Origin of the sequence: Pseudoalteromonas sp. S327, assembly GCF_005886415.1 — a bacterium.
Taxonomy (GTDB): Bacteria; Pseudomonadota; Gammaproteobacteria; order Enterobacterales; family Alteromonadaceae; genus Pseudoalteromonas; species Pseudoalteromonas atlantica.
Genome location: NZ_PNDP01000005.1, coordinates 76,879 through 101,148, shown reverse-complemented (window position 1 = coordinate 101,148; position 24,270 = coordinate 76,879). Strand labels below are relative to the sequence as shown.

15 protein-coding genes are annotated in these 24,270 nt (G+C 40.6%); 10 read left to right on the top strand and 5 right to left on the bottom strand.

What is annotated here, in order from left to right:
• Window positions 1–141: 141 nt before the first annotated feature.
• The gene (dapE, locus tag CWB60_RS03170) at window positions 142–1,326 is read right to left on the bottom strand and encodes a succinyl-diaminopimelate desuccinylase (RefSeq protein ID WP_138579247.1); all 1,185 of its coding nucleotides are present in this window, start codon (window positions 1,324–1,326) and stop codon (window positions 142–144) included.
• Window positions 1,327–1,587: 261 nt separating this feature from the next.
• Here dapE and CWB60_RS03165 point away from each other — a divergent pair, with 261 nt between their 5' ends.
• Window positions 1,588–2,241 (top strand): OmpW/AlkL family protein, encoded by a 654-nt coding sequence (locus CWB60_RS03165; RefSeq protein WP_138579249.1) that lies wholly within the window; start codon window positions 1,588–1,590, stop codon window positions 2,239–2,241.
• Window positions 2,242–2,301: 60 nt separating this feature from the next.
• Here CWB60_RS03165 and CWB60_RS03160 read toward each other — a convergent pair whose 3' ends face one another.
• Window positions 2,302–2,838: a thioesterase family protein gene (locus CWB60_RS03160; protein ID WP_004588346.1), complete on the bottom strand. Its 537-nt coding sequence runs from the start codon at window positions 2,836–2,838 to the stop codon at window positions 2,302–2,304.
• A 103-nt stretch (window positions 2,839–2,941) separates the two neighbouring features.
• On the opposite strand from CWB60_RS03160, the gene CWB60_RS03155 reads away from it, so the two are divergent.
• Window positions 2,942–3,436 (top strand): hypothetical protein, encoded by a 495-nt coding sequence (locus tag CWB60_RS03155; RefSeq protein ID WP_024032286.1) that lies wholly within the window; start codon window positions 2,942–2,944, stop codon window positions 3,434–3,436.
• Between the two features lie 18 nt (window positions 3,437–3,454).
• On the opposite strand, the gene tyrR is transcribed toward CWB60_RS03155, so the two are convergent.
• The 3 genes from tyrR to bcsE form a co-directional block, all read right to left on the bottom strand.
• Complete coding sequence (gene tyrR / locus CWB60_RS03150; RefSeq protein WP_004588344.1) at window positions 3,455–5,011, bottom strand: transcriptional regulator TyrR; 1,557 nt, start codon at window positions 5,009–5,011, stop codon at window positions 3,455–3,457.
• A 209-nt stretch (window positions 5,012–5,220) separates the two neighbouring features.
• A complete protein-coding gene (gene bcsG, locus CWB60_RS03145; protein ID WP_138579251.1) occupies window positions 5,221–6,801 on the bottom strand; it encodes a cellulose biosynthesis protein BcsG in 1,581 nt (526 codons plus the stop codon).
• Between the two features lie 169 nt (window positions 6,802–6,970).
• The gene (gene bcsE / locus CWB60_RS03140; protein WP_138579253.1) at window positions 6,971–8,593 is read right to left on the bottom strand and encodes a cellulose biosynthesis protein BcsE; all 1,623 of its coding nucleotides are present in this window, start codon (window positions 8,591–8,593) and stop codon (window positions 6,971–6,973) included.
• A 114-nt stretch (window positions 8,594–8,707) separates the two neighbouring features.
• Between bcsE and bcsR the strand changes: the two genes are divergently transcribed.
• The 8 genes from bcsR (at window position 8,708) to CWB60_RS03100 (ending at window position 24,111) form a co-directional block, all read left to right on the top strand.
• Window positions 8,708–8,887 (top strand): BcsR/BcsP family cellulose biosynthesis protein, encoded by a 180-nt coding sequence (gene bcsR, locus CWB60_RS03135; protein ID WP_055253153.1) that lies wholly within the window; start codon window positions 8,708–8,710, stop codon window positions 8,885–8,887.
• Window positions 8,888–8,918: 31 nt separating this feature from the next.
• Window positions 8,919–9,632: a cellulose biosynthesis protein BcsQ gene (bcsQ, locus tag CWB60_RS03130; protein WP_024032290.1), complete on the top strand. Its 714-nt coding sequence runs from the start codon at window positions 8,919–8,921 to the stop codon at window positions 9,630–9,632.
• A 2-nt stretch (window positions 9,633–9,634) separates the two neighbouring features.
• Window positions 9,635–12,304 carry a UDP-forming cellulose synthase catalytic subunit gene (gene bcsA, locus CWB60_RS03125; RefSeq protein ID WP_138579255.1) on the top strand — a complete coding sequence of 890 codons (2,670 nt, stop codon included), beginning with the start codon at window positions 9,635–9,637 and terminating at the stop codon, window positions 12,302–12,304.
• Entirely contained in the window at window positions 12,297–14,543 is a 2,247-nt protein-coding gene (gene bcsB, locus CWB60_RS03120) for a cellulose biosynthesis cyclic di-GMP-binding regulatory protein BcsB (protein ID WP_138579257.1), read from the top strand. The genes bcsA and bcsB overlap by 8 nt, the downstream gene beginning before the upstream one ends.
• Window positions 14,543–15,670, top strand: coding sequence for a cellulose synthase complex periplasmic endoglucanase BcsZ (bcsZ, locus tag CWB60_RS03115; RefSeq protein WP_138579259.1), 1,128 nt, complete (start codon window positions 14,543–14,545; stop codon window positions 15,668–15,670). The genes bcsB and bcsZ overlap by 1 nt, the downstream gene beginning before the upstream one ends.
• Window positions 15,661–19,479 carry a cellulose synthase subunit BcsC-related outer membrane protein gene (locus CWB60_RS03110; protein WP_138579261.1) on the top strand — a complete coding sequence of 1,273 codons (3,819 nt, stop codon included), beginning with the start codon at window positions 15,661–15,663 and terminating at the stop codon, window positions 19,477–19,479. The genes bcsZ and CWB60_RS03110 overlap by 10 nt, the downstream gene beginning before the upstream one ends.
• Window positions 19,480–19,724: 245 nt before the next feature.
• A complete protein-coding gene (locus CWB60_RS03105) occupies window positions 19,725–21,218 on the top strand; it encodes a peptide MFS transporter (protein ID WP_138579263.1) in 1,494 nt (497 codons plus the stop codon).
• A gap of 145 nt (window positions 21,219–21,363) precedes the next feature.
• Entirely contained in the window at window positions 21,364–24,111 is a 2,748-nt protein-coding gene (locus CWB60_RS03100) for a metallophosphoesterase (protein WP_138579265.1), read from the top strand.
• The last annotated feature ends 159 nt before the right edge of the window (window positions 24,112–24,270 follow it).

The following is a 24,270-nucleotide window of genomic DNA, read 5'->3' as shown; positions in this document are numbered from 1 at the left end:
ATGGGGAATAACCACACTTCATAGGCTCTGCCTTGCCTAAAAACCAAACATACTGCTGCAAACTCAATCATTAAAGATCAACACGCCCTACTCAAACAAACAGCGAGGTGATTCTCGCTGTTTATTTTTATTGTGCGATTACTATTTATGGCTAAAAATTCGCGCTAATAAGTCTGTGTAAATGGCCTCAATTTTAAGTAAATCATCAACCGGAACATGCTCGTTTACCTGATGAATAGTACTATTTTTAACGCCGCACTCAATAACTTGGGTATGCTGGTTTGCAAAAAATCGCCCATCAGAAGTACCGCCACTGGTACTTAACATGGGGTAACTCCCTGTTTGCGCATAAATGGTGTGCTCTAACTGCTGCAATAAACTCCACCCGTTTGTTGGTGCCGTATAATAGGGCTCACACGCTCGCTCCCATTCAACCTCCAGGTGCTGGGCGTATTCACTCAGCGCCGCTGATATACAGTGCTTTATTGCATTGCTTGTATAACCATGGCTATATCGCACATTAAAGGTAATTTCGCATTCACTAGGCACTAAATTATCAACAACATTTTTTATATTAATGCCGGTCACTTGCAAGGTGGTTTTAGAGCTTGGCTCATCGTCAGGCCATGTTAAATTACTTAAACAATTTACAATATTACCCGCAATATGCGCAGCATTTATAGTGTTCTGTGGGTAGGCAACATGTCCGGCCTTGCCGTGTACTTTTATACGAGAAGAAATAGCGCCTCGGCGACCATTTTTAATTGTATCGCCTACGTGTGTAGAGCTTGTCGGCTCACCAACAATACAGCCATCAAGTTGTATATTATTTTTTGCTAAACGCGCGGCTATTACCTCTGAGCCAAATTCGGCCTCTCCTTCCTCATCGGAGGTAATGAGCCAATAAAAACGCCCTTTTTTACTTTTAGTCTCTTTTAATAGTGCCTTAGTAGCACCAAGCATAGCCGCCACACCGCCTTTCATATCGGCAGCGCCGCGACCATACACGGCATTATTAATAATATTGCCAGCAAAAGGCGGGCTTAGCCAGTTGCCCGACTCTGCGGGCACAACATCAATATGCCCAGAAAACGCAACACATGGCCCTTCTTGCTCAAAACTAACGTAGGCAATTAAATTAGTAACGCCTTCACAAATAAACTGCTCACAGTTAAAGCCAAGCGCAGTTAACTCATTGCTAAGCCAATCTATGGCTCCGCCTTGATTAGGCGTTACAGACTCAAACCTAATAAGCGTTTGCGTATTTTTTACCACCGCGCTTAAAGGTTTACTTACACTGTTTTGTGATACTTTTGCAACAGACATAACAACACACTCAATAACCATAAGAGAGATTATTAAAGCGCGAGAATATGACCAAATAATGGCAAAGTTAATACAGTGCGATGACCGTTAAATACATAGCTGTGTCAATTAATTAAAATACTTTTTGCACTGACTTTAATCTAAATCAAGAAAAGGGTTCAGATACTTCAAACATTTTTGAAACTTTGATCTAGAACAGGTTTTCAACGCTCGGAGATTGTAATAATAGCGTCAATCAAAAAGTAGTTATTGGAGCACAACATGAAAACCCAAATCAGCATTGCCTTACTTACCTCTTTACTTGCTATTACCCCTGCGGCACACGCTAACCTTAGCGTTAATGTTGGCGCTATTAATGTAAATCCAGATAACAGCAGCTCGGCAATTAACGAAGCGCCAACACTGGGTCTCAAAGGCGACTCTGACACGCAGCTAGGTATTACAATCGATTATGCATTTAACGATAAGTGGGTGGTAGAGCTTATTGCCGCTACGCCGTTTTCGCACGATGTAAATGGCGCGGGTGAGTTAGCTGGCAATAAAATTGCCGACATCAAACAGCTTCCGCCATCATTAGTTGCGCAATACCACTTTTTAGATACAAGTTACGCGCTACGCCCGTTTATTGGTGTAGGGTTAAATTACACCACCTTTTTTGACGAACAGCCTTCTCAAGCGCTAAAAGCAACCCTAGGCACTGATGATGTTGAAGTAAAACTCGATGATTCGTTTGGCTTTATTGCACAAGTAGGCGCTAACTATAAAATCGATCAACATTGGGGGCTGCATGCCATGGTATCAATGATTGATATAGATACCGATGCCACAGTGTATGCAAACGGTGCAAAAGCCCTTACATCAACCGTTGAGCTTGACCCTGTCGTTGCCATGTTTGGTGTAAGGTACAGTTTTTAAATAAGTTTACAGCGCCTATGTTCTATGTGTTTAAGGCCGAAAGGCCTTATTTTATGAAAATTATTTAGGAAGGTTATTCACCTTTTTTTGCTCAAGCATTTCTTTCCAATGCATAATTTCACTTGGCAAAATAGGCGCTACACCATCAAACTCCGCTACTTCAAGCATTTCTTCAATACTGACAATGCCTTTTTTGTTTTTAAACACACCGCGCACATACGCTATAGCGTGCAGGCCACGCGCAGAATGAAACTTTTGTTCAATGTAAAAATATTTATGATCCCACCCCACCAGCTTGGTACTAATGGTATAACGCTGCATAGGTTTAATATCGCGAATATAAGTAATGGCTGTAGCATTAACAATAGGAAACCAACGGCGCTTCATTACTTGTTTTAATAGACCAATTCGCTCAATCATCCAAGTGCGTGACAAGTCCATCATAGCCAAATAACGCGAGTTTGTTAGATGCAGGTTTATATCGCAGTCTGTTGGCAGCGCTTTGTAATCAATATCGACAGTATCAAGTAACTGTTGGTAGTCGCGGTTGCGCTTAATTTTAAAAAATAATAAAAGAAGTCTAATATATAAGTTCACGAGAAGGTCTTACCAGTATAAAGTTAACTCAGTGTAACATAGCCACTTGTTAAGGCGAATGTTCTGTTTTAATCTCAAATTATAAATATAAAAAAGTCATAGTATGAAATATAAATTAGCGACACTTTTCACAACCAGTTTATTATGCATTAGCACCAGCGCACTGGCCGATTTTACAATTAAAGGCCCAGGTACGGTAACTTACCCAACAGGTATAGAAAAAACCTTTAATTTTGGCTTTGCATGGCAGCAGCAGCTTGGTAAATTTTCGATAGGTAGCAAAAGCTACGATATGTCGCAATTACCTAACTCATACTCGGTAGCAATCACTTTAGCTAAAGACGATAGCCAAGTGTGGGTACAAGAGTTTAATAATGGCTTTATTGAAGCGTTTGATTGGCAAATAGGTAAACATACTGTCAGTTTAAAAAAGCAGCAATTTAAAGACCCCGTAAAAGGCAATTACGTGATTGAGCTGAATGGCCGCAGTTACTTTTTTACTCGTAATAACGCAAGCATAGTGATTAATTTTGATGAAAATGGCATAGAAACTATCGCCATTGATGGGGTTACTAAAAACATGGGCACTAAGAGCTAGTGCCCAGTAAAGCGGCTATTAAACTTTAACAGTTTTGCGATTAATACCGTAATCTCGTAGTTTATTTGCCACTGCAGTGTGGCTAAGCCCTAAACGCTTAGCTAATTGTCTTGAGCTTGGGTAAGCCGGATACAATTTGCGTAGCAAGGTTGCTTCAAAACGTTTTACAGCTTGATCTAACGACCCTTCAAAATCTGACTCTAAGTAGCCTAAATCGTGGGTAAAGGTGGGCAATTGCAAATGCTCTACACGTAGCTCGCTATCATCAAGTAACGACACCGCCCGATAAATTGCATTTTCTAGCTGGCGCACATTACCTGGCCACGGGTACTCTTGTAAAAAGCGTAAGCACTCTTGTGATAAAAGCGGAATTGCGTGGCCGTTTTGCTGTGCGTACTTTTGAATAAAGTGCTCGGCTAATGGGCCCACATCAGCTTTACGGTCTCTCAGTGGTGCAATCTCTAATGTGAGTACATTAATTCGATAGTATAAGTCTTCTCTAAATACGCCCTCTTGCACCATCGCGGGTAAATCTTTTTGTGTGGCTGCAATTATACGCACGTTTACTTTTACTTCGTTTTCGTCGCCCACTTTTCTAAATGTGCCGTCTTGCAAAAAGCGCAGCAGCTTTGTTTGTAGCTGTGTAGACATTTCGCCAACTTCATCTAAAAACACAGTACCGCCATCTGCTTGCTCTAGGACCCCGCGTTTAGGTGCGGTGTTTTCTTCATATCCGGCGTAACCAAATAATTCAGATTCAGCCACATCATCGGGCAAAGATGCGCACGAAAGTGCAATAAACGGCTTAACCGAACGATTAGAGGCATAGTGGCACGCACGAGCAAGGAGCTCTTTACCTGTGCCAGTTTCTCCGGTTATTAAAATGGGGGCTTCTAGCTGCGACATTTTTCGTGCTTCGCGCACTACACGGCGCATAGCAGTACTAAAGTTGTGAATAGTTGCAAAGCTTTCTTGCCCGTAACGTCTAAAGGCACTGACCTGCTGACCAAGGCGGCTTTGCGATTTTATATTTATAACCGCACCAGCTAACACGTCACCTTCACCACCTTGCGGGACGGCAATCGGTAAAATATCGGCAATAAAGTCTTCACCGGCAACATCTACCCGGGTTGTTTGTCCAAGTACTTCTTTGCCTTCTAACCAACGCGTAAAGTTAAACCCTTTTAGTAGGTTATTAATATTGGCCCCTACCACTTCTTTTTCGCTCAACTGTAGGTCTTTACAGGCAGCGTCGTTACACAAACGTACCCACCCTTTTGCGTCAATCGAGATAACGCCATCGGGAAGTGCACGCAGCAGTGTATTTAATTCGTTATGCTCTCGCTCAGAGGGTAAAAAGGCGGTTGTGCGAACATCATGTACGCCATCAATCAAACGAATAGAAGGCATAATTTTTTGAAATTGCTCAAATTCAATTTCAGGAAAGCTTACATACATACGGCAATTTACCGAATCAACCTCAATCCCTTTTAAGTCAACATCGTAGTTTACTAAAATATTTAGGATCTCTTGGGCAATACCTACACGGTCGGCACAATGAATATCTAGACGCATACATCCTCGAATAAGGAAAAACTATATTAGCCGAATAATACGCTAACTCCGTTATTCAATACAGTAAATTGTAAACAAATTTGGACAAGCCATCGTCTTTATCACTGTAAACTCACGCCTATAAACATCAAACTGTAATAACGTGCAGCTTAAAACTAAAAAACGCAGCGTGTAAGCTGCGTTTTAAAAGGGGTCGTGCAAATATGCTATTAATTTTGCGGGTATGGGGTCCAGTCTCCGCCATCTAATTGAATATAAGGGCGCTTATTAACATACATCATTATTGTGTCAGCGTTTTCGGCTACTTTAGGTGCACGAGGCAGCGTATCAACTAAGTCGGCAATATTGCCATTACCTGCAAAAAAGTTTGTGCTAAGCACGCCACTAATTAGCTCCGATAAACCAAAGTAACTTGTTGATTCGCTTACAAGCGCTTGTGAATAGCTTTGTACATTTTTACCAATAAACTTAATCGCCACCGGAACAGATACAATACTTGGGCTTGGTATCTCACGAAGCCCAGCAAACTGCACTTTATCGCCTTTTAATGCTGCGCCGTGTTCAGGTACTATCATCAGCATGACATTACGACCACGTTTTTCTAGGTTTTTAATAAACCCGTTAATATCGTTAAATAAGTTTTTATGTCTAATTGGGTAACTTTCAAGGCTACTCATGCGGGCTTGATTCGCTAGTTGATTGCCATCATGCAAACTGGTGGTGTTGTAATACATAGCACATGGCGCGCAGTCTTCACCTTTATCATTTAACCATGAGTTTAGTACTGCCCCGTCTGAGTAAATAGGTTTGTTGTCAAACCCGTATTGAGCTACAGGTAAGTTAGTTATATCGTAAGGCTGCTCATCTATTTTACCAAACTTTTTCACCAAACCTTTAAACTCATCAAAGTGGCCGTCGTGGTTCATAACCACATTGCTTTTGTAACCTAAGTTTTCTAAATTTTTAAACAAATGACACTGCTCTGGTGCATTTTCAAATAAGGCAGTTTGGCTTGTTTGACCACAACTTGCTCGTAGAAGGCGAATTGCAGCAGGCCCAGAGTAAGAAGTAGCCGAATTAAAATCAGAAAACACCACATCAAAATCGCTATATAAATCATCAAGGCTTACGCCAATAGCCTCTAGATCAGCCACGGCCATCGAGCAAATATTTAGTACTATGACATCAAATAACTCGCCATTATATTGCTGAGGGAACTGGCTTGCTAGCAAACTTTGTTGCTGATAAAACTCTTTTAATTGCTGATCAGGCGATTTTGCTTCTTGTGTTACCACCTGTGCTTGTGCACGAGGCGCTGCTGTTTGAACATTATTAGCCGCCACTGGCTGTGTAATTAAATTATCCTCGTTGTTTGTCCCCTGCCAGGCTACAAACATAAGCCCAACTATTGTTACGGTGGTAAAGCGTATCCACTGTGAGCAATACCAAAAGCACACAGTAATAACAAACAGTGCCAATAACATATCAACATTAATGACACGCGCCATGAGCTCTAAAAAGTAGCCAAAGCTAAAGTCTTGCACGTTACCAGCTTGGCGTGTTAAACGGTCTATAGGGGGCAACCACGAATCTTTATAAAGTAAAACAATGGCCATTACTGCGCCTAACCAATGTTTGGCTTTATTTAGTAAAGGGTGCGTGTAAGAAATAGCAAAAAAAGCAGCCAGCGCAGCATTTGCTAATAAGCCAAAGTCGATTGCACCATAATAAAAAAGTGCAAACTTAACTAAAAAATAGAGGTTCCACACCCCTAAGCCTGATAATTTCACTATTTACCCTTCTTTATTCTATTTGGTTTGTAAGGTTCGAGTACTTCATGTTTAAACGTAAGCTGAGCATAGTATTTTTTTATTTTTTTCAGTATCAACGACCCCGACATACATAAAAATACGCCAACTAGCATCGCTAAAATTGCTGTAATCAATAATTGATTGATACTCATACGTTACTCTTTATGGCCATTTTAAACGGCACAGCATCTGCGCGCTCGTTTTTAGTAAACTCTGGTGTTTCTAAATCAGCTGCAACACTTGCATCTATTTTTTGCGAAAATTTATAGCTTTCATTCTCTTTTAATTGGGCAGAGTAATCGGTTATATCTTGGCCCGCATAATAACGCCTAAGCTGTTTACATTCTTGCTGAATATAAAAATGATCGGAAATAATATTTTGCTGCGCAAAAAAATCGTTTGTTTCTAATTTAAACAAGTGCTTTATCGCATTGTTTACATCATTTTCGCGACACGCATGTAAATACAAATACACGGTGTTTTCTACCAAACTGAATACGTCACCCTCTCGCTTTATATGAAATAAATGCAAAGGGTGGATTGGGTCAATCCGAGGCAAAAGCTCTAATTTAACTAACACCCCGCTTACCCCTAAATTTACAGCTGAGTCGCTGTGAACTTCTACCTGTTTGGTAAATTCTATAAAAGGCAGGTAACCTTTAGAAAAGGTATTTTCGGTAAATTGAAGTACATGTTCAATAGAAGGCGGTAACGGTCTTGAAAATTGAAACCCTTGAATTGACTGAACTTGTGAGAGCAACCTTGAAGGCTCTGAAAAACTATACAAAATAAGATTAACACCTAAGGTCAAAAATAAGCATTCATCTTGATGGCGGATCACCCCGTCAACGTTCTGAATCACTAATTTAAGCCAGCGACCACAGTTTTTTCTCAGCTCAAAACATTGCTTGGCAAGCAGGGCTAAATCGGTATAACGCGAAACTGCAAATACCAATGTTGCCGCCTCTAATTTAGGGCCTTTTGAAAAAAGCGCATTGTTGTCTTTTATTATTTTATATTTTGCAGGAAGCTTGGTCCCTTCAGGAATAGCTCCTTGTACAATCCACACGTCGTCTTCATCTGCAAATACACCCGATGTTGAGGTTTGTTGTTCCGTAATACTATTTTGCTGCACTTTAAAGCAGCCATTTTCAATCATTAATGGATACTGTACAGAGGCGATGATACCTGTACTGTGATGCCAATAATCGTACTCTAGTACGCGCACTGTGGAATCATTCTCAACATATACTAACCCGTCGAGGTCCGAATTTAACCGCCTTAATAAAAAGCGATAGTTAGTCACCTCAGGGCCTGAAACTAAAAATAAGACAGTTGCTCCTGATTGTGTACTAAATTTTTTATAGGCCTGAACACTTTGCATCAGTTGCTTTTGATCCAATGAAGCTAAATCAGTCGTACTAAAGTGAACAATGACTAATGCGTTATTTAGCTGTTTATAAGCATTTAGCTCTTTTAGGGTATTGTTAATTATTTGTTGCTTTGGCCAGTCGCGCGTATCTGCCGAAAACCTAAACGGATGCACTTTGTGTTGGTCAAATGCATGATTTAATGCATCGCTAAAAGGACCTTCAAAAAATGTTTCTATTTGAGAAGAAACAATATAAATATCAGAGACTGAGGGGTTATTAATTGCATGTAATGCCAGTTCAGTAGCAAAATTGTCTAAAGGGGCTAAAATTGCATATAACGATGCAGGTTTTAGCTCTGCAGCAGAGGGCTGCAAGCCTGAAATGTTAAAGTTTTGCACTGAATTTAGCCTATAAAAAATACTTTTTTACTAGTTTTACCCGCTATTCTATATATAATAGACAAATATTGTCCACTTTAAATAAAAATAATAAACTTTAGCACAAAGGCAACAATGCGTAATTTAACGACAAAAAGCTCTGAAACCTTAACATCAAATGACATTGAGAACCTTGCACGACGTTTTGGCGGCAAAAGTGAAGATTACGTTGAAATTGTTAATAAACAAAAAAATAAACAAACAATAAAAAAATATGCATTACTGAACGAAATACACCGTGCAGTAAATGCGTAAGTAGTAATTGAAACGACAGGTAAACAATCCTTTGCAAAGAATTTTTCTAAAAGGCATTAAAGGCGGCACTGGCGCTACTTCTATGGTTGCCAACTTAGCCTGCGTATTAAAAAAGTCGGGCTCTGACGTTATCACTATAGATTTAGACTCTAAAAGCGATTTGGGCCTGCACTTTGGCCTGCCTTGGCAGTACAACCAAGGCTGGAGTAACGAGCAGGACTTTGAACAAGCCCTTGAGCACTTTCATCAAGATAGTGATGGCATAGTGTTTTTACCTTTTGGCGATAAAAGTGTTAGTACCGCAGCGTTATTCGATTTTATAAACAATTGCAATAAACTGGATTATAACAATAATGCTTGGCTTCTTTTTGATTGCCCTGCACATATTGATATCACCCACTATCCGCTCGATAAAAACGACATAGTGATTGAAATAGTTAATTGTGATGCTATTTGCCACAGCTTAATTTATAAAAAACTACAAACGTTAAAACACACTGACAACCAGTGGAAACACTTCTTTTTAGTCAATCGTTATAACTCTGCATCAACACTTGAGTTTGACCTGTTTTCTTTATGGCAATCTACCTTGCCGCTTATGGCACCCTTTTTTATAAATAGTGATGAAGTAATTAAAGAGTCTACAGCCTATAGAAATGTAGCGCTTAATTGTGCGCCTTACAGTGTTGCTAACGATGACTTTGAAACACTTGCCGGCTGGCTTGTAAGTAAATCGGCCCTGTAGTTATGAGCTTTTCTTTATTTTATAAGCGCCCAATACACAGTACTTTGTATTTACTGTTAAGCATTATTTTTACTGAAAAACTTGTACGTTATATTTTATTTAAGTTTCATAGTTATTTTAACCAGCACAAAGTAAACGTAATAGAAGCCTTTTTAATGCCTTTTATTACGCTGATTAGTTCATTGTTTATCAATATAAAAGACCACAAAATTAACTTTGAACTTGTTTCGTATGATTACTACCCGCATCTTCGCTTGCCGTACCGCACGTTTATTTATTCAAATATTTTGCGCTTTATCATTCAAAGCGTTTATTTGTTATTTTTTAAATACAAACCTAAAAATAACTCTGTAAGGGAGCGGCTATCAAATCAGTTTTATAATGGGGTAAGTTATTCACTTAAACAGTTGCGTTGGTTTGACTTAAAACTAGGTAGATTACTAAAGCGTTTGTTATCAAAAAACGTTAAGGGTCCTAAAAAAAGTGCTTTTAAAACCATGGCTGACGCTAAGATTTGGCAAAATAAACTAATAAAATATGTGGTTGTAGCCTTTATATTGTTTTTACTGGCTATTTTTATAACCATTCCGTTTAGCCTAGAAGCGCAAGCCGTGTTTATTAGTTTTATTTTGATAGTGGCATACGGGCTTAAGCGCGTTAAAGGGCAAATGGCCACGATTGTAATGATCACCCTATCGGTAACCACTTCATCGCGTTATTTATGGTGGCGCTACACAGAAACCCTCAATTGGGATGACCCTGTTGCACTTACGTTAGGCGCAGGCTTGCTGCTGGCAGAAACCTATGCGTGGCTAGTGCTCATTTTAGGCTTTTTTCAAACTATAAACCCCCTTGAGCGTAAACCTGTTCCGTTGCCAGAAAACACTGACTTATGGCCAACAGTTGATGTATACATTCCTACTTATAATGAACCATTAAGTGTTGTACAACCTACCACGCTTGCGGCGATGAGCATTGATTGGCCTGCAGATAAGCTCAACGTGTATATTCTTGATGATGGCAAACGCCCTGAGTTTAAAGAATTTGCTCAAAAAGTGGGGGTGGGTTATTTAACACGACCCGATAATAACCACGCTAAAGCCGGTAATATGAATAGCGCCATGCGCTACACTAACGGCGACTACATTGCTATTTTTGACTGTGACCACGTACCTGCCCGCTCATTTTTACAAATGACCATGGGGCAATTTTTAAAAGACAGCAAAGTATGTTTAGTTCAAACACCGCATCACTTTTTCTCAGCAGATCCGTTTGAGCGTAATTTAAATAACCACAGCCAAATCCCTAATGAAAACATGCTTTTTTATGGGTTGATCCAAGATGGTAATGACATGTGGGATGCCACCTTCTTTTGTGGCTCATGCGCTGTTTTAAAACGCGAAGCACTCGACAATATTGGTGGCTTTGCATTTGAAACGGTAACCGAAGATGCCCACACTGCTCTGCGTATGCAACGTGCCGGTTATAAAACCGCTTATATAAATATCCCACAAGCTGCAGGCCTTGCCACCGACAGCCTCTCTGCACATATTGGCCAGCGTATTCGTTGGGCTCGGGGTATGGCACAAATATTTAGGCTCGATAACCCAATTTTAGGTAAAGGGCTCGATATACCACAGCGCCTGTGCTACTTAAACGCCATGCTGCACTTTTTATCGGGCATTCCGCGTATTGTATTTTTAACCGCGCCACTGGCGCTCATATACTTTAATGCTTACATTATCTATGCGCCGTTTTTAGCTATTTTTATTTATGTAGTGCCTACACTCATACAAATAAAAGCGACCAACTCACGAATTCAGGGTAAATATCGCTACTCTTTTTGGGGTGAAGTGTATGAGTCTGTTCTTGCCTGGTACATATTAAAGCCGACAACCGTTGCGCTAATAAACCCTAATAAGGGTAAGTTTAACGTAACAGAGAAAGGCGGCTTAAATGATAAAGAACATTACGATTGGGGTATATCTAAACCCTACTTGGTACTTTTACTCATAAACTTAGTTGGCATGCTTGTAGGTGTTTTACGCTTAGGCTTTGGCGATCCGAGCCAAGTGGGCGTTTTGTTAATCAGCATGGGCTGGGCAATTTATAATATTATTATTTTAGGCGCTGCGGTAGCCGTTGCTGCAGAAGCTAGGCAAGTAAGGCAGTCACACCGTATTAAGGCAAACTTTCCGGCGGGCGTGCGCTTAGCAAATGGGCATACGTTAAAAGTTAAAATAACCGATTACTCTGATAATGGGGTAGGCATTGAAACAGAGCACGCTCATTTATGCCGAGTAAACGACAAAATAGAGCTATTAATGAGCCGCGGTAATAAACAGTTTTCGTTTACAACGTATGTATGTAACACCCGAAACAAACAAATAGGCTTAACGTTAAAAGATCTCTCGCTCGAAAAGCAAAAAGCATTTATACAGTGCACCTTTTCAAGAGCGGATGCGTGGCTTGACTGGCAAAATAATTTTCGTCATGACCGCCCTTCATATAGCTTTAAAGAAGTACAAAAAACAAGTTTAAGAGGATTTAGCAATTTATTGTTTCATGCTCCTAAGCCATTACAACCCTTTGTAAAACTAATGACAAAAATTGTTGTATATATAAACTCTTTCACCCCTAAAAAACCAATAGTGCATAATAATTATGATTAAAAATTTGCTTAATACATTTCTAATACTGTTTTTAACATGCAGTGCTTACAAAGCATGTGCTATTGAGCCAATGCACGATAAATCTGTGTTTATAAATGGCTACCCAGAAAGCGCCAACGTGTCTAGTTTAAGATTAGACTTTGCTGCTTTGGGCTTTAATGGCTACAAGCTTGATGGCATAAACAACAACTCAAGAGTGGATTTTACCAACCGTATTGATAAATTAAGCACCGATTTACAGCTTAATTTTTCGTACACAAACTCGCCATCATTGATTGCTAACGTGTCGCATTTAAAAGTGTATTTTAATGAAAACTTGGTCACTGTACTGCCCATAAATGAGCAACTAAGTGTGGTTAAAAATACCGTTAACCATAGCCTAAAACTCAATGCTAAGTATGTACAAGACTACAACCAAGTACGGTTTGAGCTTGTTGGTTATTATGATTTACGTTGCCAAGATTACTTTAGTCGCTCTATTTGGACCGAAATTAATAAATCGAGCAATATCACGCTCAATCAAAAGCAACTGGCAATAGATAGCCGTTTAGAGTATTTACCAGAGCCCTTTTTTGATGCCAAAGATTACAATAAGTTAAGCTTACCGTTTGTGTTTGCAAAAACACCTAACACCAAAACAATTGAAGCGGCTGCGACTCTTTCAAGCTGGTTTGGCGCGCAAGCTGACTGGCGTGGTGCTGATTTTCCGGTGGTGATTAACAAATCATTAGATACGCACAGCGTGGTTTTTATTACCAACGATTCAAAGCCTGACTTTTTAAAAGACTATCCCGATGTGGAAAAGCCAACCGTTGAGATTATTTCAAACCCACTACATAGATACAGCAAAATGTTGCTTATTTTAGGGCGTGATGAAGACGATTTAAAAACCGCCGTCACGGGATTGGCCTTTGGCCATAAAGTCATGACCGGCAGAACAGCTAGCATAGAAGCAATTAACCAACTACCGCTTCGCAAGGCGTACGATGCCCCGCGCTGGTTACGCGCTGATAGAGCTGTACACTTTGACGAATTAATTGATTTTGACAATCAGCTACAAGCACAAGGGCTAAATAACGGACCCGTAAAATTAAACGTGCGTTTTGCTCCAGATTTATTTACTTGGCGCGAAAAAGGCATCCCCATTACATTGCAATATCGCAGCACACCCGAAAGCGAGTCTTTGGACTCTCGGTTAAATATGTTGATTAATCAAAAGTTTATTAGTGGATATTTGTTAGATAACGACGACTCTGCACTCAATACTACAAAAACATTATTGCCGCTTATTGCCAATACCGATACTACACAAAACGCAGAAAACTTTTCACTTAATGGCATAAACTTAGCCACTCGGAACGAGCTAAACTTTGATTTTAGATTTGGTGTGCTGAAAAAAGGTGAGTGTGCAATAGCACCACCTGGTGGTGAGTTTGGTGTTATTGATGGTAATTCTAATATTGATGTAAGTGGCTTTGATCATTACATTGCCCTGCCAGATTTGAATGTTTTTGCGAACAGTGGCTTCCCGTACACCAAATATGCCGATTTACAGCAAACACTTGTACTAATTGACCCGCAGCCTTCTGCAAAAGCGTTAACTTTGCTGTTTAATCTTACCGGTCATTTTGGCGCAATAACGGGGTATCCAACCCACAGAATGACAGTGGCCCATTTAAATGAAAATGTTGATTTAGACGACAAAGATATTTTAGTTGTTGCAAAGCCTGGCAGCAAAGCTCAGCAACTAGATGAAGATGCGCATACAAACGTACTTTTAACCAATAACCAACGTGAAATAAAGCAAGCAATTTACAACGGTGCATACGATGAGCAAGCCATAGATAAAATACAAGTGAGTGTAAAAAGTAGCGGAGATATGGCGGTAATTACAGCTTATCAATCTCCTTTTGATTCTGAACGCTCTGTTGTGTCACTTAATGCCACCACTGAAAAAGCATTTGGCTTAATTGATAAAACCCTTATGGATTCGCAAACATTAAGCCAATTAAAAGGCAGTGCTGCGGTTATAAACTCACAAGGCGTTAAAACAATAAAAACTGAAGAGCAATACTTTGTTGGTCATATTCCTGTACATACGCTGGTGTGGTTCCATTTATCTGACCATCCATTTATTTTAGCCCTGCTTTCTATATTAACGCTGTTACTAATTTCATTTATTTTATGGCGATTACTACAAGCACTCACCCATAAGCGTTTAGCTGAAGGAGATGAATAATGACATTACTTAACCGAGCATTATTAGTAGCCGCTTTTTTAAGTTTTTCTGTGTCAGCGCAAACGCAGCAGTGCGAGCCTTGGCAGGGGTGGCAAGTATTTAAAAATCACTTTATTAGTGATGACGGTCGCGTAATAGACCTAGGCTCAAAGCAAAATATTACCACCTCAGAGGGGCAATCATACGCACTATTTTTTGCGCTAGTAGCAAACGATAAAGCCGCGTTTGATACCATTTTAGATTGGACGCAGGACCATCTCTCTGAAGGCGATTTAAGTACACGTTTGCCTGCTTGGCAATGGGGTGAAACAGGTAATGATACCTATGGGATTATAGACTCAAACCCAGCATCAGATTCTGATTTGTGGATAGCATATAGTTTATCGCAAGCAGCTATTTTATGGGACGACCGCCGCTATAGTATTTTAGCTGCTGTATTAGCGCAGCGTATTATGCGAGAAGAAACCGCCTATATTTCAGGGTTAGGGCTTACTTTATTACCCGCCCCTGCTGGGTTTGAATTTGAAAATAACACCTATAAACTCAACCCTAGTTATTCACCGTTATTTATTTATCAGCAATTTAGCAAACTATACCCGCACTCACCTTGGCAGCAATTACATGAAGCGTCTGCAAAGCTTATTTTGGATACCGCTAAAAACGGGGTTAGCCCTGACTGGGTGATGTATAGCCCAGCAAAAGGTTTTTATTATGATAAAAAAGCAACCGATTTAGGCAGCTTTAACGCCATTAGGGTTTACTTATGGGCCAGTATGATGGCGAACGATGCGCCTTACAAAGCACAACTAAGCGAGCAGTTTACCCCTTTTGTAGAGGCTATAAACAGCCGTGGCTACGTTCCTTTAAATACCTATGCGCGCTCTGGCAAAACCCAAAAGCGTGGCCCATTAGGCTTTAATGCTGCTCTACTGCCCATGCTAAAAGAAAATGGCGATGATTCTTTGGTTATGGCCATTCAACAAAAGTTAATGGTCGATAAGTCATTCACACAAACACGCTATTACGACAGTGTATTAAACCTGTTTGGTAGTAGCGCGCTTAATAAGCGCTTTTTAATAACAGCAGACGGGACGCTCAAGCCAAGGTGGAGCACTGAATGTCGTTAAAATGGGCTGTTGTTTGTACGTTAGCAGTCAGCGCAAGTGTGCATGCTAAAACAAATAATGACATTGATACACACTCTGTTGAGTGGCTTTTAAGCCAAATCAATATTGGTGAAGTGCAAGAAAATAAAGATTTAATTGCCGATAGCTTACAAAAGCTATTGGCCATTGCCCCTAATCGAATAGAAAGCCAGTGTGCGCTTGCTCGTTTTGAGTTTGCCAATGGTAAGGCTATACAAGCAAATCAAATTTTAAGAAAAATTGACGGTAACAACACACGTACCCAGCCTTGTGTAGAACAGTTACGATTAATTGCTAGATTAGAAAACGAAGACAAAGCAGATATACAGCAAGCTAAATTACTTGCCCGTGCGGGACGTTACGAACAAGCGCGATTAATTTACAACAGGCTTTTTAAAAACACCTATCCAAGCTTAGCGTTTGAGCTCGAGCACTTAAGTTGGTATGCACAAGAGCAAAGCCAATGGAAAAATGTAAAAAAAGGCTACGAAAGGCTACTACGCAGTTACGAAAACATCGGCGCGGTAGATATTGCATACGCGCGCCACTTACTCAGAAATAACCCCACTGATAGCACCGCGCTAACGATTTTAAGTAAATATGGTGCCACCTCTCGCTACAGTAATGAAGTAGAAGCAATCTGGTTAGGTGCTTTATCTAACATGCAATTAAATAGCGCTACAGAAAAACAATTTCAGCGCTACTTTAGCGTGTATCCGTTTAGCAGCAAAGGCGAATTACAGTATCAAGATTTCAAAAAAGATTTAAAAGCGCGACAAAAATTATTAGCTAACCCGGCCTACCAACTATGGCTTAAAGGTGAGGCGTTACTTGAAAAAAACAAGCTCGTTGCCGCAGAGCCGCTTTTACTAAAAGCACTCAAAGGACGCCCTAACGATGGCGCAATTATGCGCAGCCTTGGCACCCTTTATTTGCGTATGGGTAAAAATCAAACATCTTATAATTATTTTACTAAGGCGTATTCGCATACCGCCGACTTTGCCGAGCGAGAAACGCTAAAAGACTTAGCAACCACAGCAAAGTTTTGGCTTTACATACGCCAAGCTAAAGAAGCCATAAATAATAGCCAGTTTAAAACGGCGTTGCTTAAATTAAATTTAGCCGACACACTTGAGCAAGACCCTGCTAGCGTTTTGTATAACCGCGGATTGTTACAATTTGCTCAAGGTAATTATTCACAAGCGGCCGCTATTTATCAAACCGTGTTAAAAAATGACCCGCTTAATAATGGCGCTCTAACAGGGTTATTAGAAATTGTTGAATTGGATAACAATGAGCAGTCGTTAATCAAGTTTTATAATGCTTTATCTCAGTCTCAAAAAGCACAACTTAAACCTGTGTATGTGGCAACGTTAAGTAGCCAGCTTCGCGAAAAAGCACGCCAACATAGTGATGCAGGCGATACAGAGCTTGCTGAGAAAACCTTAAAAGAGGCTATTGAACTGGCCCCTGAGCAGCCTTGGCTTTATTACGATTTAGCGTTTATTTATCAACAAAACGGGTTAACTCAAAAGGCAAAAACGTTATTTAATAATGTGCTTTGGCAGTTTCCGCTCAATCCACAGTTACGTTATAGCCATGCTTTATTTTTACGCTCAATTGATGATTATCAAGGCGCTTTAAACACCTTAGAGTATGTGCCGGTTAATGATCGAAATGACGACATAATTTCTCTTGAGCAACAACTTAGGCTCAACGAGTCTCTTCGACAAAGCGAGCGACACTTAAATACTAAAAATAGAACCACGGCTATTTTTCATTTAAGTAATTTAGAAGCGCAAAATTTAACTCCTGTAATGAAAGCCGAGCTATCGCGTAGCTGGTATCAAATAGATGAGAAAAAACACGCTCTAAAGTTAATTAATACTGCATTAAATACTGAGCCTACTTTATCACCTTATTGGCATATGCTTTACGCGCAGTGGCTATTAGAACAAAACGAGCGCCCTGCTGTAGAACAATGGTTTTCTCATTACAGCTTGCCTAATAATGCAAGTGCTGGCGAAGTAGAACAGTACGTCAATTTATACACCACGTATATTAATCAGTATTACGAAGGTGGCGAATTATTAGCAAAGCTGAACCAGCTTGATCAAAAGTACCAAAGTACACCCGCCATCACCACGGCATTAATAAATGCTAATTTAGCTCTGGGGCAACAAGAGTCAGCAATTATTGTTTATCAGCAAAAACTGAAAAACAATCAGCCAATTGAACCTCAAGCAATGCTTGCAATAGCAAAAGCTTACAGAGAATTAGGTAACGACTTTCAGGCAAAAGAAGTTACTGAGCGCGCAATAACGCAAACAGATGATCAGCAAGCCTACTTACAACGCCAAATAATGGCCTCGTTAAATGACTTTAATTACGCAGGTGATGCTTTAGCTTTAGCCAATCAATTAATTGCTAAATCACCCAATGATAAAGAGCTTAGTTATTTGGGCGCTGAAGTTGCCCGAAATTTTAATGAACAAGACCAAGCTAAGCAATGGTATTTAAAAACGCTATCAAGCGAGCAACGACTAAACGATGAATCGTTTTATAAACAAATTGCTCGCATAGATGAAAATGATGCGTGGTATATTAATGGCGCTAAACGCGAGCTTATAAATGAGCAAAGCAAAAACCAAGCATACATTGCTATTGGGGTAAACTTTAGTGGCCAAACAAGCACCGAAAGCGAGGCAACTCTTGGCGCAGGCTTAGTACCTATTGAGGCCTACTTTCCACTTTGGCAAGGCCAAGGGTTTATTAAAATAGACCCAACCACTATTAGCGCACAAACAACTCGCTTTGATGAGCAATTTGCTGGTAGCCGCTACGGCCAAGGTGCACTTTGTATATTTACCTGTGCTATTGATGAAGTAAGCCCTGAGCAAGATGGGGTCGATATAGGTATTGGGTGGCAAAATGAAAATTGGCGTGTTGATGTAGGCACGACCCCACTTGGCTTTTTAATTGAAGACATAGTATGGGGTGTAAATTACGCCAACAGTATTGGCGACTTTGGTTATAGCCTAGAGCTCGAAAAACGCCCAGTAACAAGCTCCGTGCTCTCTTATGCTGGGCTTGAAGATGTAAATACCGGTGAAATTTGGGGCGGCGTGCGCTCAACAGGCCTTACCGCCAACCTATCTCATGACTTAGGTGGCGATTGGGGCTTTTGGTCAAGCGCCGACTTTACGCTCTATAAAGGGCAAAATGTTAAAGATAACCAACGCTATAGAGTAATGGGCGGGTCTTATTATCGCGTTATTAGTAATCAAGAACGCGAGTTTACCGTCGGCGCAAGTCTATTGCATTGGGCATATCAGTATAATTTAAGTGAAGAAACATGGGGTCACGGCGGTTACTATAGCCCACAAAACTACGTTGGGTTGTCGGTGCCTTTAAGCTACGATGCGCGCTGGGGCGATGATTTTGTTTATCGCTTAAAAACGGGGGTTTCGTATTCGCAAACAAAAACCCAAGCCATTGATTTTTATCCTAACGACACTGACTTGCAGCTACAAGCCTACGATAGAGAATCGATTACCGGGGTGGACCCTGTATTTGAGAGTGATGACAGCTCTGGCGTGTCATACAATCTTGAAGGAAGCTTTGAGTACCGTATAACGCCGCATTGGTTTTTTGGTGGTTATTTAGCCATCGATCGTGCTGACTTTTACGAACCAAACTTTGGCCAGCTCTATATTCGCTATTACTTCAACCCTGTGTACGGGACGTTAGAGTTTCCTGGCACCCCAATTATTCCCTATGCAGACTTTTAACGCAGTGCAAGGTGATATATCGCGAATGCTTCCCCTCGCACTAAGGTATATGTATACTTGAGCGCAATTGTAACTAGGATAAGGGTGTGTCTCTTACCTTGTGGTGTTACTACCATTTAGCAAATCATTATCTTAGCTACAAATAATATACAGATGGTCGAGCGTTTTAGTGCCCCATGGCACAAAACAGCTAAAGCAAAAAATTATAAGGCCATTACAACAATTCTTAAAGTTAGGAAGTAAATATGAGTTCAGCTCCAGATAGTGGTTGGTTTGGCCACCCTAAAGGACTTTCGACATTGTTCTTCACTGAGATGTGGGAACGAATGAGTTACTACGGCATGCGAGCGATGCTCGTATTGTTCATGACAGCAAGCCTACAAGAAGAAGGCCTTGCCTTTACTGTTGCATCAGCTGCTGCAATTTACGGTTTATACACAGGTGCCGTTTATTTCTTAGGCTTACCGGGTGGTTGGCTAGCGGATAGATTATTCGGTGGTCAAAAGGCTGTATGGTACGGCGGTATCATCATCATGTGTGGCCATATTATTTTGGCCGTGCCTCATGAGTATTCATTTTTTATTGGTTTGATCTTTGTTGCTACAGGTACTGGTTTGCTAAAACCAAATATCAGCGCAATGGTAGGCCAGTTATACAGCGATGCTGATGAGCGCCGTGATGGCGGTTACGCTATATACTACATGGGTATTAACTTAGGTTCTTTAATTGGTTACTACGTATGTGGTTACTTTATGGAAAACGTAGGTTGGCACTGGGCATTTGGTGCAGCTGCTGTGGGTATGGCTATTGGCTTAATCCAATATAAGCGTACGCTTAACAACCTACCAGAGCACAGTGCATTACCGGCTAACCCATTAAGCGCTAAAGGTACATCTCGTGCATGGTTTGGTATTGCTGCTTTTGTTGTTATTGCCGCTGGTGTGACCGCTGCAGCAATGACGGGCGCAATTATTATTAACCCAACTGTTGTAGCAGGCTACACAGCTGTTGTGTTTACTATTATATTCTTTATTTATTTCGGGGTTATTTACTTTACAGGTAAATTAACAGCGGGCGAAAAACAAAGAATGTGGGCACTATTTTTAGTGTGTGTTGCCTCTGCGTGTTTTTGGTCTGGCTTTGAGCAAGCGGGTTCATCACTTAACCTATTTGCCCGTGATTACACAGATCGCCTTATTGGCACTTTTGAAATTCCGACTACGTGGTTCCAATCTTTAAACTCACTATTTATTATTGCTTTATCGCCATTTTTTGCCGCGCTTTGGATTAACTTATCTAAAAAGATGGTATCGCCGACTTACAGCGTAAAATGTGCAATGGGCTTAATTATTATGGCTTCTGGCTTTTTAGTTATGTTTATGGCCGCTCACTACGCAGCTGAAGGCTTAAAAGTAGCGCCATACTGGCTAGTAACAACTTACTTTTTACATACAGTAGGTGAGCTTTGTTTAAGCCCTGTAGCATTAAGTGCGGTAAGTAAACTTTCGCCACGTCGTTACACAGGCCAAATGATGGGTGTATTTGTATTAACTTATTCAATTGGTAACATTATTGCTGGCTTACTGGCTGGTAACTTTGATCCAAATAACGTTGAAGAAATCCCTAACTTATACTTACAAATTGCCTTATTTAGCATTGGCGTAGGTATTGTTTTAGTGCTTATGAGCTTTAAAGCGAAAGTATGGGAAAAACAAGGCCTAGAAGAAAAAGCTGCATAATATTGCACGTTTAATTACGCGTAATACTATTTATAATTTCCCCCATAGCCGCTATGGGGGAAATTTTCTCAAATTTCTATATCACCTCGCTGTAAACTGCTATCATCTGCTGATTAATTTTTAACTAGTCTCAGGGACGCAGTACATGCGCTTGTTAACTTTATCTCACACCCTATTTTTAACCTTAAGCATTGTTTTTTTATCAGCCTGTGGTGGTTCAGACGATCAAGTTACAACTAACCCTAATGATCCCGTTGAGCCTGAGCCTAGCGAGTTAACCGTATCTACAACTACAGGTTTAGATGTCAGCCTTGATGAAGGAAGCTTTTTACTGACTGTACCTGCCAATGCCGTCTCTCAAAACACTGAACTTACACACGAAAAAACAGTATTAGATGATGCAAATGCACTACTAAATATTATCTCAGATATACACCTACTCACCCCAAGTACGCTTTCTTTTAGTGATCCAATTACTATCAGCATAAAAATACCTGATGATTACCAATTAGGAGGCCAGCTATTTATTGCTAGACAATCTGGCGATGGCTGGGAAGTTATTGATAACTCTTTTGTTGCAGATGGGTTTGTAAGTGCGCAAGTAACAACACTAGGAACCTTCGCTATTATGATGCAGCGCAATGAGGCCTTTGCTGCTATAGGCCCAACGTGTGATGCCACAGCCACAGAGCAATCGGTTAGATTTGTTCATGTTGCCGACCTACATGCGCGATTCGGTTATGAGGAGCAATACTTTAGCCGCATAAAAGCCTACTACAACCAAGTACTTGCACAAACGCCGCATACCCTTTTTACCAACGGGGGTGATGACTACGAAAAAGGCACTGTTGCTGAGCAACTATCACAAGGTAGCGCTACAGAAGAAGCCATTAAAGCCATGCAGTTTGATTTACGTGTGGTAGGAAATCACGACTATGCATGGGGGCCAGAAAAATTATTAAGCTACTCGCAAGATGATAACGCCATAGTACTTGCCAGTAATACACGCTATGAAGGCGAACAATTACAAGATTTTGCTGCTGTAGGCTTTGCTAAAGTACAAGTAGGCTGTGTGACCTTAGGTGTATTTGGCATGACCTCAGTACCTTGGAACGAGCTAGACGAACCGATAGATGATGAGCCTATACCTGATTTTATCAAACAATTTAAAATGAGCTGGCAGTGGCAACAAATAGCACAAAGTATAGTAAACCAATACCAAGACGATGTTGACTACATGGTAATGCTAAGCCACTTAGGTGAAGGCTTAGACATTGATATGGCAACCGATGTAAGCGGTATTGATTTAGTGTTAGGCGGACATACCCACGGCGGTGAAAGTTATAATACGCTCGAGAACGGCGCTGTGGTTATTCAGCCAGATTTTTACGCCAAAGGCATCACCGATATTACTCTTACGTTTAACTTGCAAGATAAAACATCGCCAACAATAGATTACAGCACCATTGAAACTGACAGCATTAGCGAACGTGATGAACCAACTAAGCTGGCAATTGATGAAATTATGGGCCGCTATGCGCCTGATGCAAACACAGAAATTGCTATTTCTGAAAACTACCCAAGTAGTTTAGAACTTGCAGAAATAACGGCTTTAGCTGCAGCCCATGCAAGTGATATAACGGCGGCCCTGCTTAACCCAGGATTAGTACAAACAAGGTGGACACCAGGGACCTTAACACAAGAAGACTTTCATAAAGCCTACTATGTTGAGCGCCAGCCCTCTAACACTCCTGGCTTTAATTCGTTATATAGCGTAACGGTTACAGGTAGCGATTTAAACACCATGTTTGCCAGTCAGCCAGATTGGTTTTTACTCAAACCAGATGATATACAAGCTGCGAGCACTTATCAGGTTGCGTTGTTTAAAGGCGCAGCACTTAATCCCGAGCTATTTTTTAGCGGTGTAACGTTTTCAAACGTTGAAGCCATTGACGAAGCATGGTGGTTACTCGATCAATATGCGCGTTTTAGAACAAGCCAGTGCTTATACCTAGATACCGATAATCAACTCTTTTCATGTAATGAGCAAAGCACTGTCACAGTGTGGAATTTTGATGATGCAAATAGCCCTTTGGCAGCAGATTATGGCCCTTCAGTATTGAGCTATTTTGACCCAGAACAAACAAACTGGGGCCCTGAAGAAACGCAATATAATACAACTCAAGCACTTGGTATTGCTGATTTTGCTGATGGCAGCTCAGGTGTAATGGCGTTTTCACGCCACGCCCCTACCGAGGGGTTATTAATAACCTTAAATACACCTGCCAATGGTGATTATGCAAGTGAAGGAATGGTTTCTGATTACACCTTAGTAATGGATTTATATTGGCCAAAAGAAGGCAAAGATATTTATCGCGCTATCATGCAAGCAAACACACAAGATTACCTCACTGATGATGCCGATATGTTTATCGACCCAACGGGCGGTTATGGTAAATCAACCAGTGATAGTGGTTACTTTGGACAAACAGAGCCTGAAAACTGGCACCGAGTTGCATTTGTATTTTATACCGCCCCCAGTAATGGGGTATTTGAAGTGTACATAGACGGCGAGCTTGCTGGTGTTAAAGAAGACGGTGAAATAAATAACACCTGGGCATTAACGTCATCTGTTTTACTCTTTACAGATAACAACTTTGAAACAGTGCCCGGTTATTTAAACGCCCTTTTATATGCTGGGCGCGCCCTGACTCGAGACGAAATTAAAAGCATAGGCAGTGCACAATCAAAGCTGACATTTACCCCTACAACACGGGTATTAAACCAAGCTATTGAGCGCCATTACCAAGCAGCTCCAACCGTAAAACCTAACCTTTGGCTCGAGCAGCGCAACACGTTTTTTAACAATCGCACACAAAGTGTAAACAATTAAATACAAAAAACATTACGTAACTACATTTTTAAAAGAGGTTTTATCTTTATAAAACCTCTTTTTTATTTATTTATATCAATACCTTAAACTTAAATAAACTAAAAGCATCAAGCTAATACATGCTCGTTTACCCTAAAGCGTAAGGTATAAACCTATTGA

Excerpts from the sequence above, each read along its gene's own strand:
- dapE (WP_138579247.1), bottom strand. The coding sequence starts at position 1,326 with ATGTCTGTTGCAAAAGTATCACAAAACAGTGTAAGTAAACCTTTAAGC.
- CWB60_RS03165 (WP_138579249.1), top strand. The coding sequence starts at position 1,588 with ATGAAAACCCAAATCAGCATTGCCTTACTTACCTCTTTACTTGCTATT.
- CWB60_RS03155 (WP_024032286.1), top strand. The coding sequence starts at position 2,942 with ATGAAATATAAATTAGCGACACTTTTCACAACCAGTTTATTATGCATT.
- tyrR (WP_004588344.1), bottom strand. The coding sequence starts at position 5,011 with ATGCGTCTAGATATTCATTGTGCCGACCGTGTAGGTATTGCCCAAGAG.
- bcsR (WP_055253153.1), top strand. The coding sequence starts at position 8,708 with ATGCGTAATTTAACGACAAAAAGCTCTGAAACCTTAACATCAAATGAC.
- bcsA (WP_138579255.1), top strand. The coding sequence starts at position 9,635 with ATGAGCTTTTCTTTATTTTATAAGCGCCCAATACACAGTACTTTGTAT.
- bcsB (WP_138579257.1), top strand. The coding sequence starts at position 12,297 with ATGATTAAAAATTTGCTTAATACATTTCTAATACTGTTTTTAACATGC.
- bcsZ (WP_138579259.1), top strand. The coding sequence starts at position 14,543 with ATGACATTACTTAACCGAGCATTATTAGTAGCCGCTTTTTTAAGTTTT.
- CWB60_RS03110 (WP_138579261.1), top strand. The coding sequence starts at position 15,661 with ATGTCGTTAAAATGGGCTGTTGTTTGTACGTTAGCAGTCAGCGCAAGT.
- CWB60_RS03105 (WP_138579263.1), top strand. The coding sequence starts at position 19,725 with ATGAGTTCAGCTCCAGATAGTGGTTGGTTTGGCCACCCTAAAGGACTT.
- CWB60_RS03100 (WP_138579265.1), top strand. The coding sequence starts at position 21,364 with ATGCGCTTGTTAACTTTATCTCACACCCTATTTTTAACCTTAAGCATT.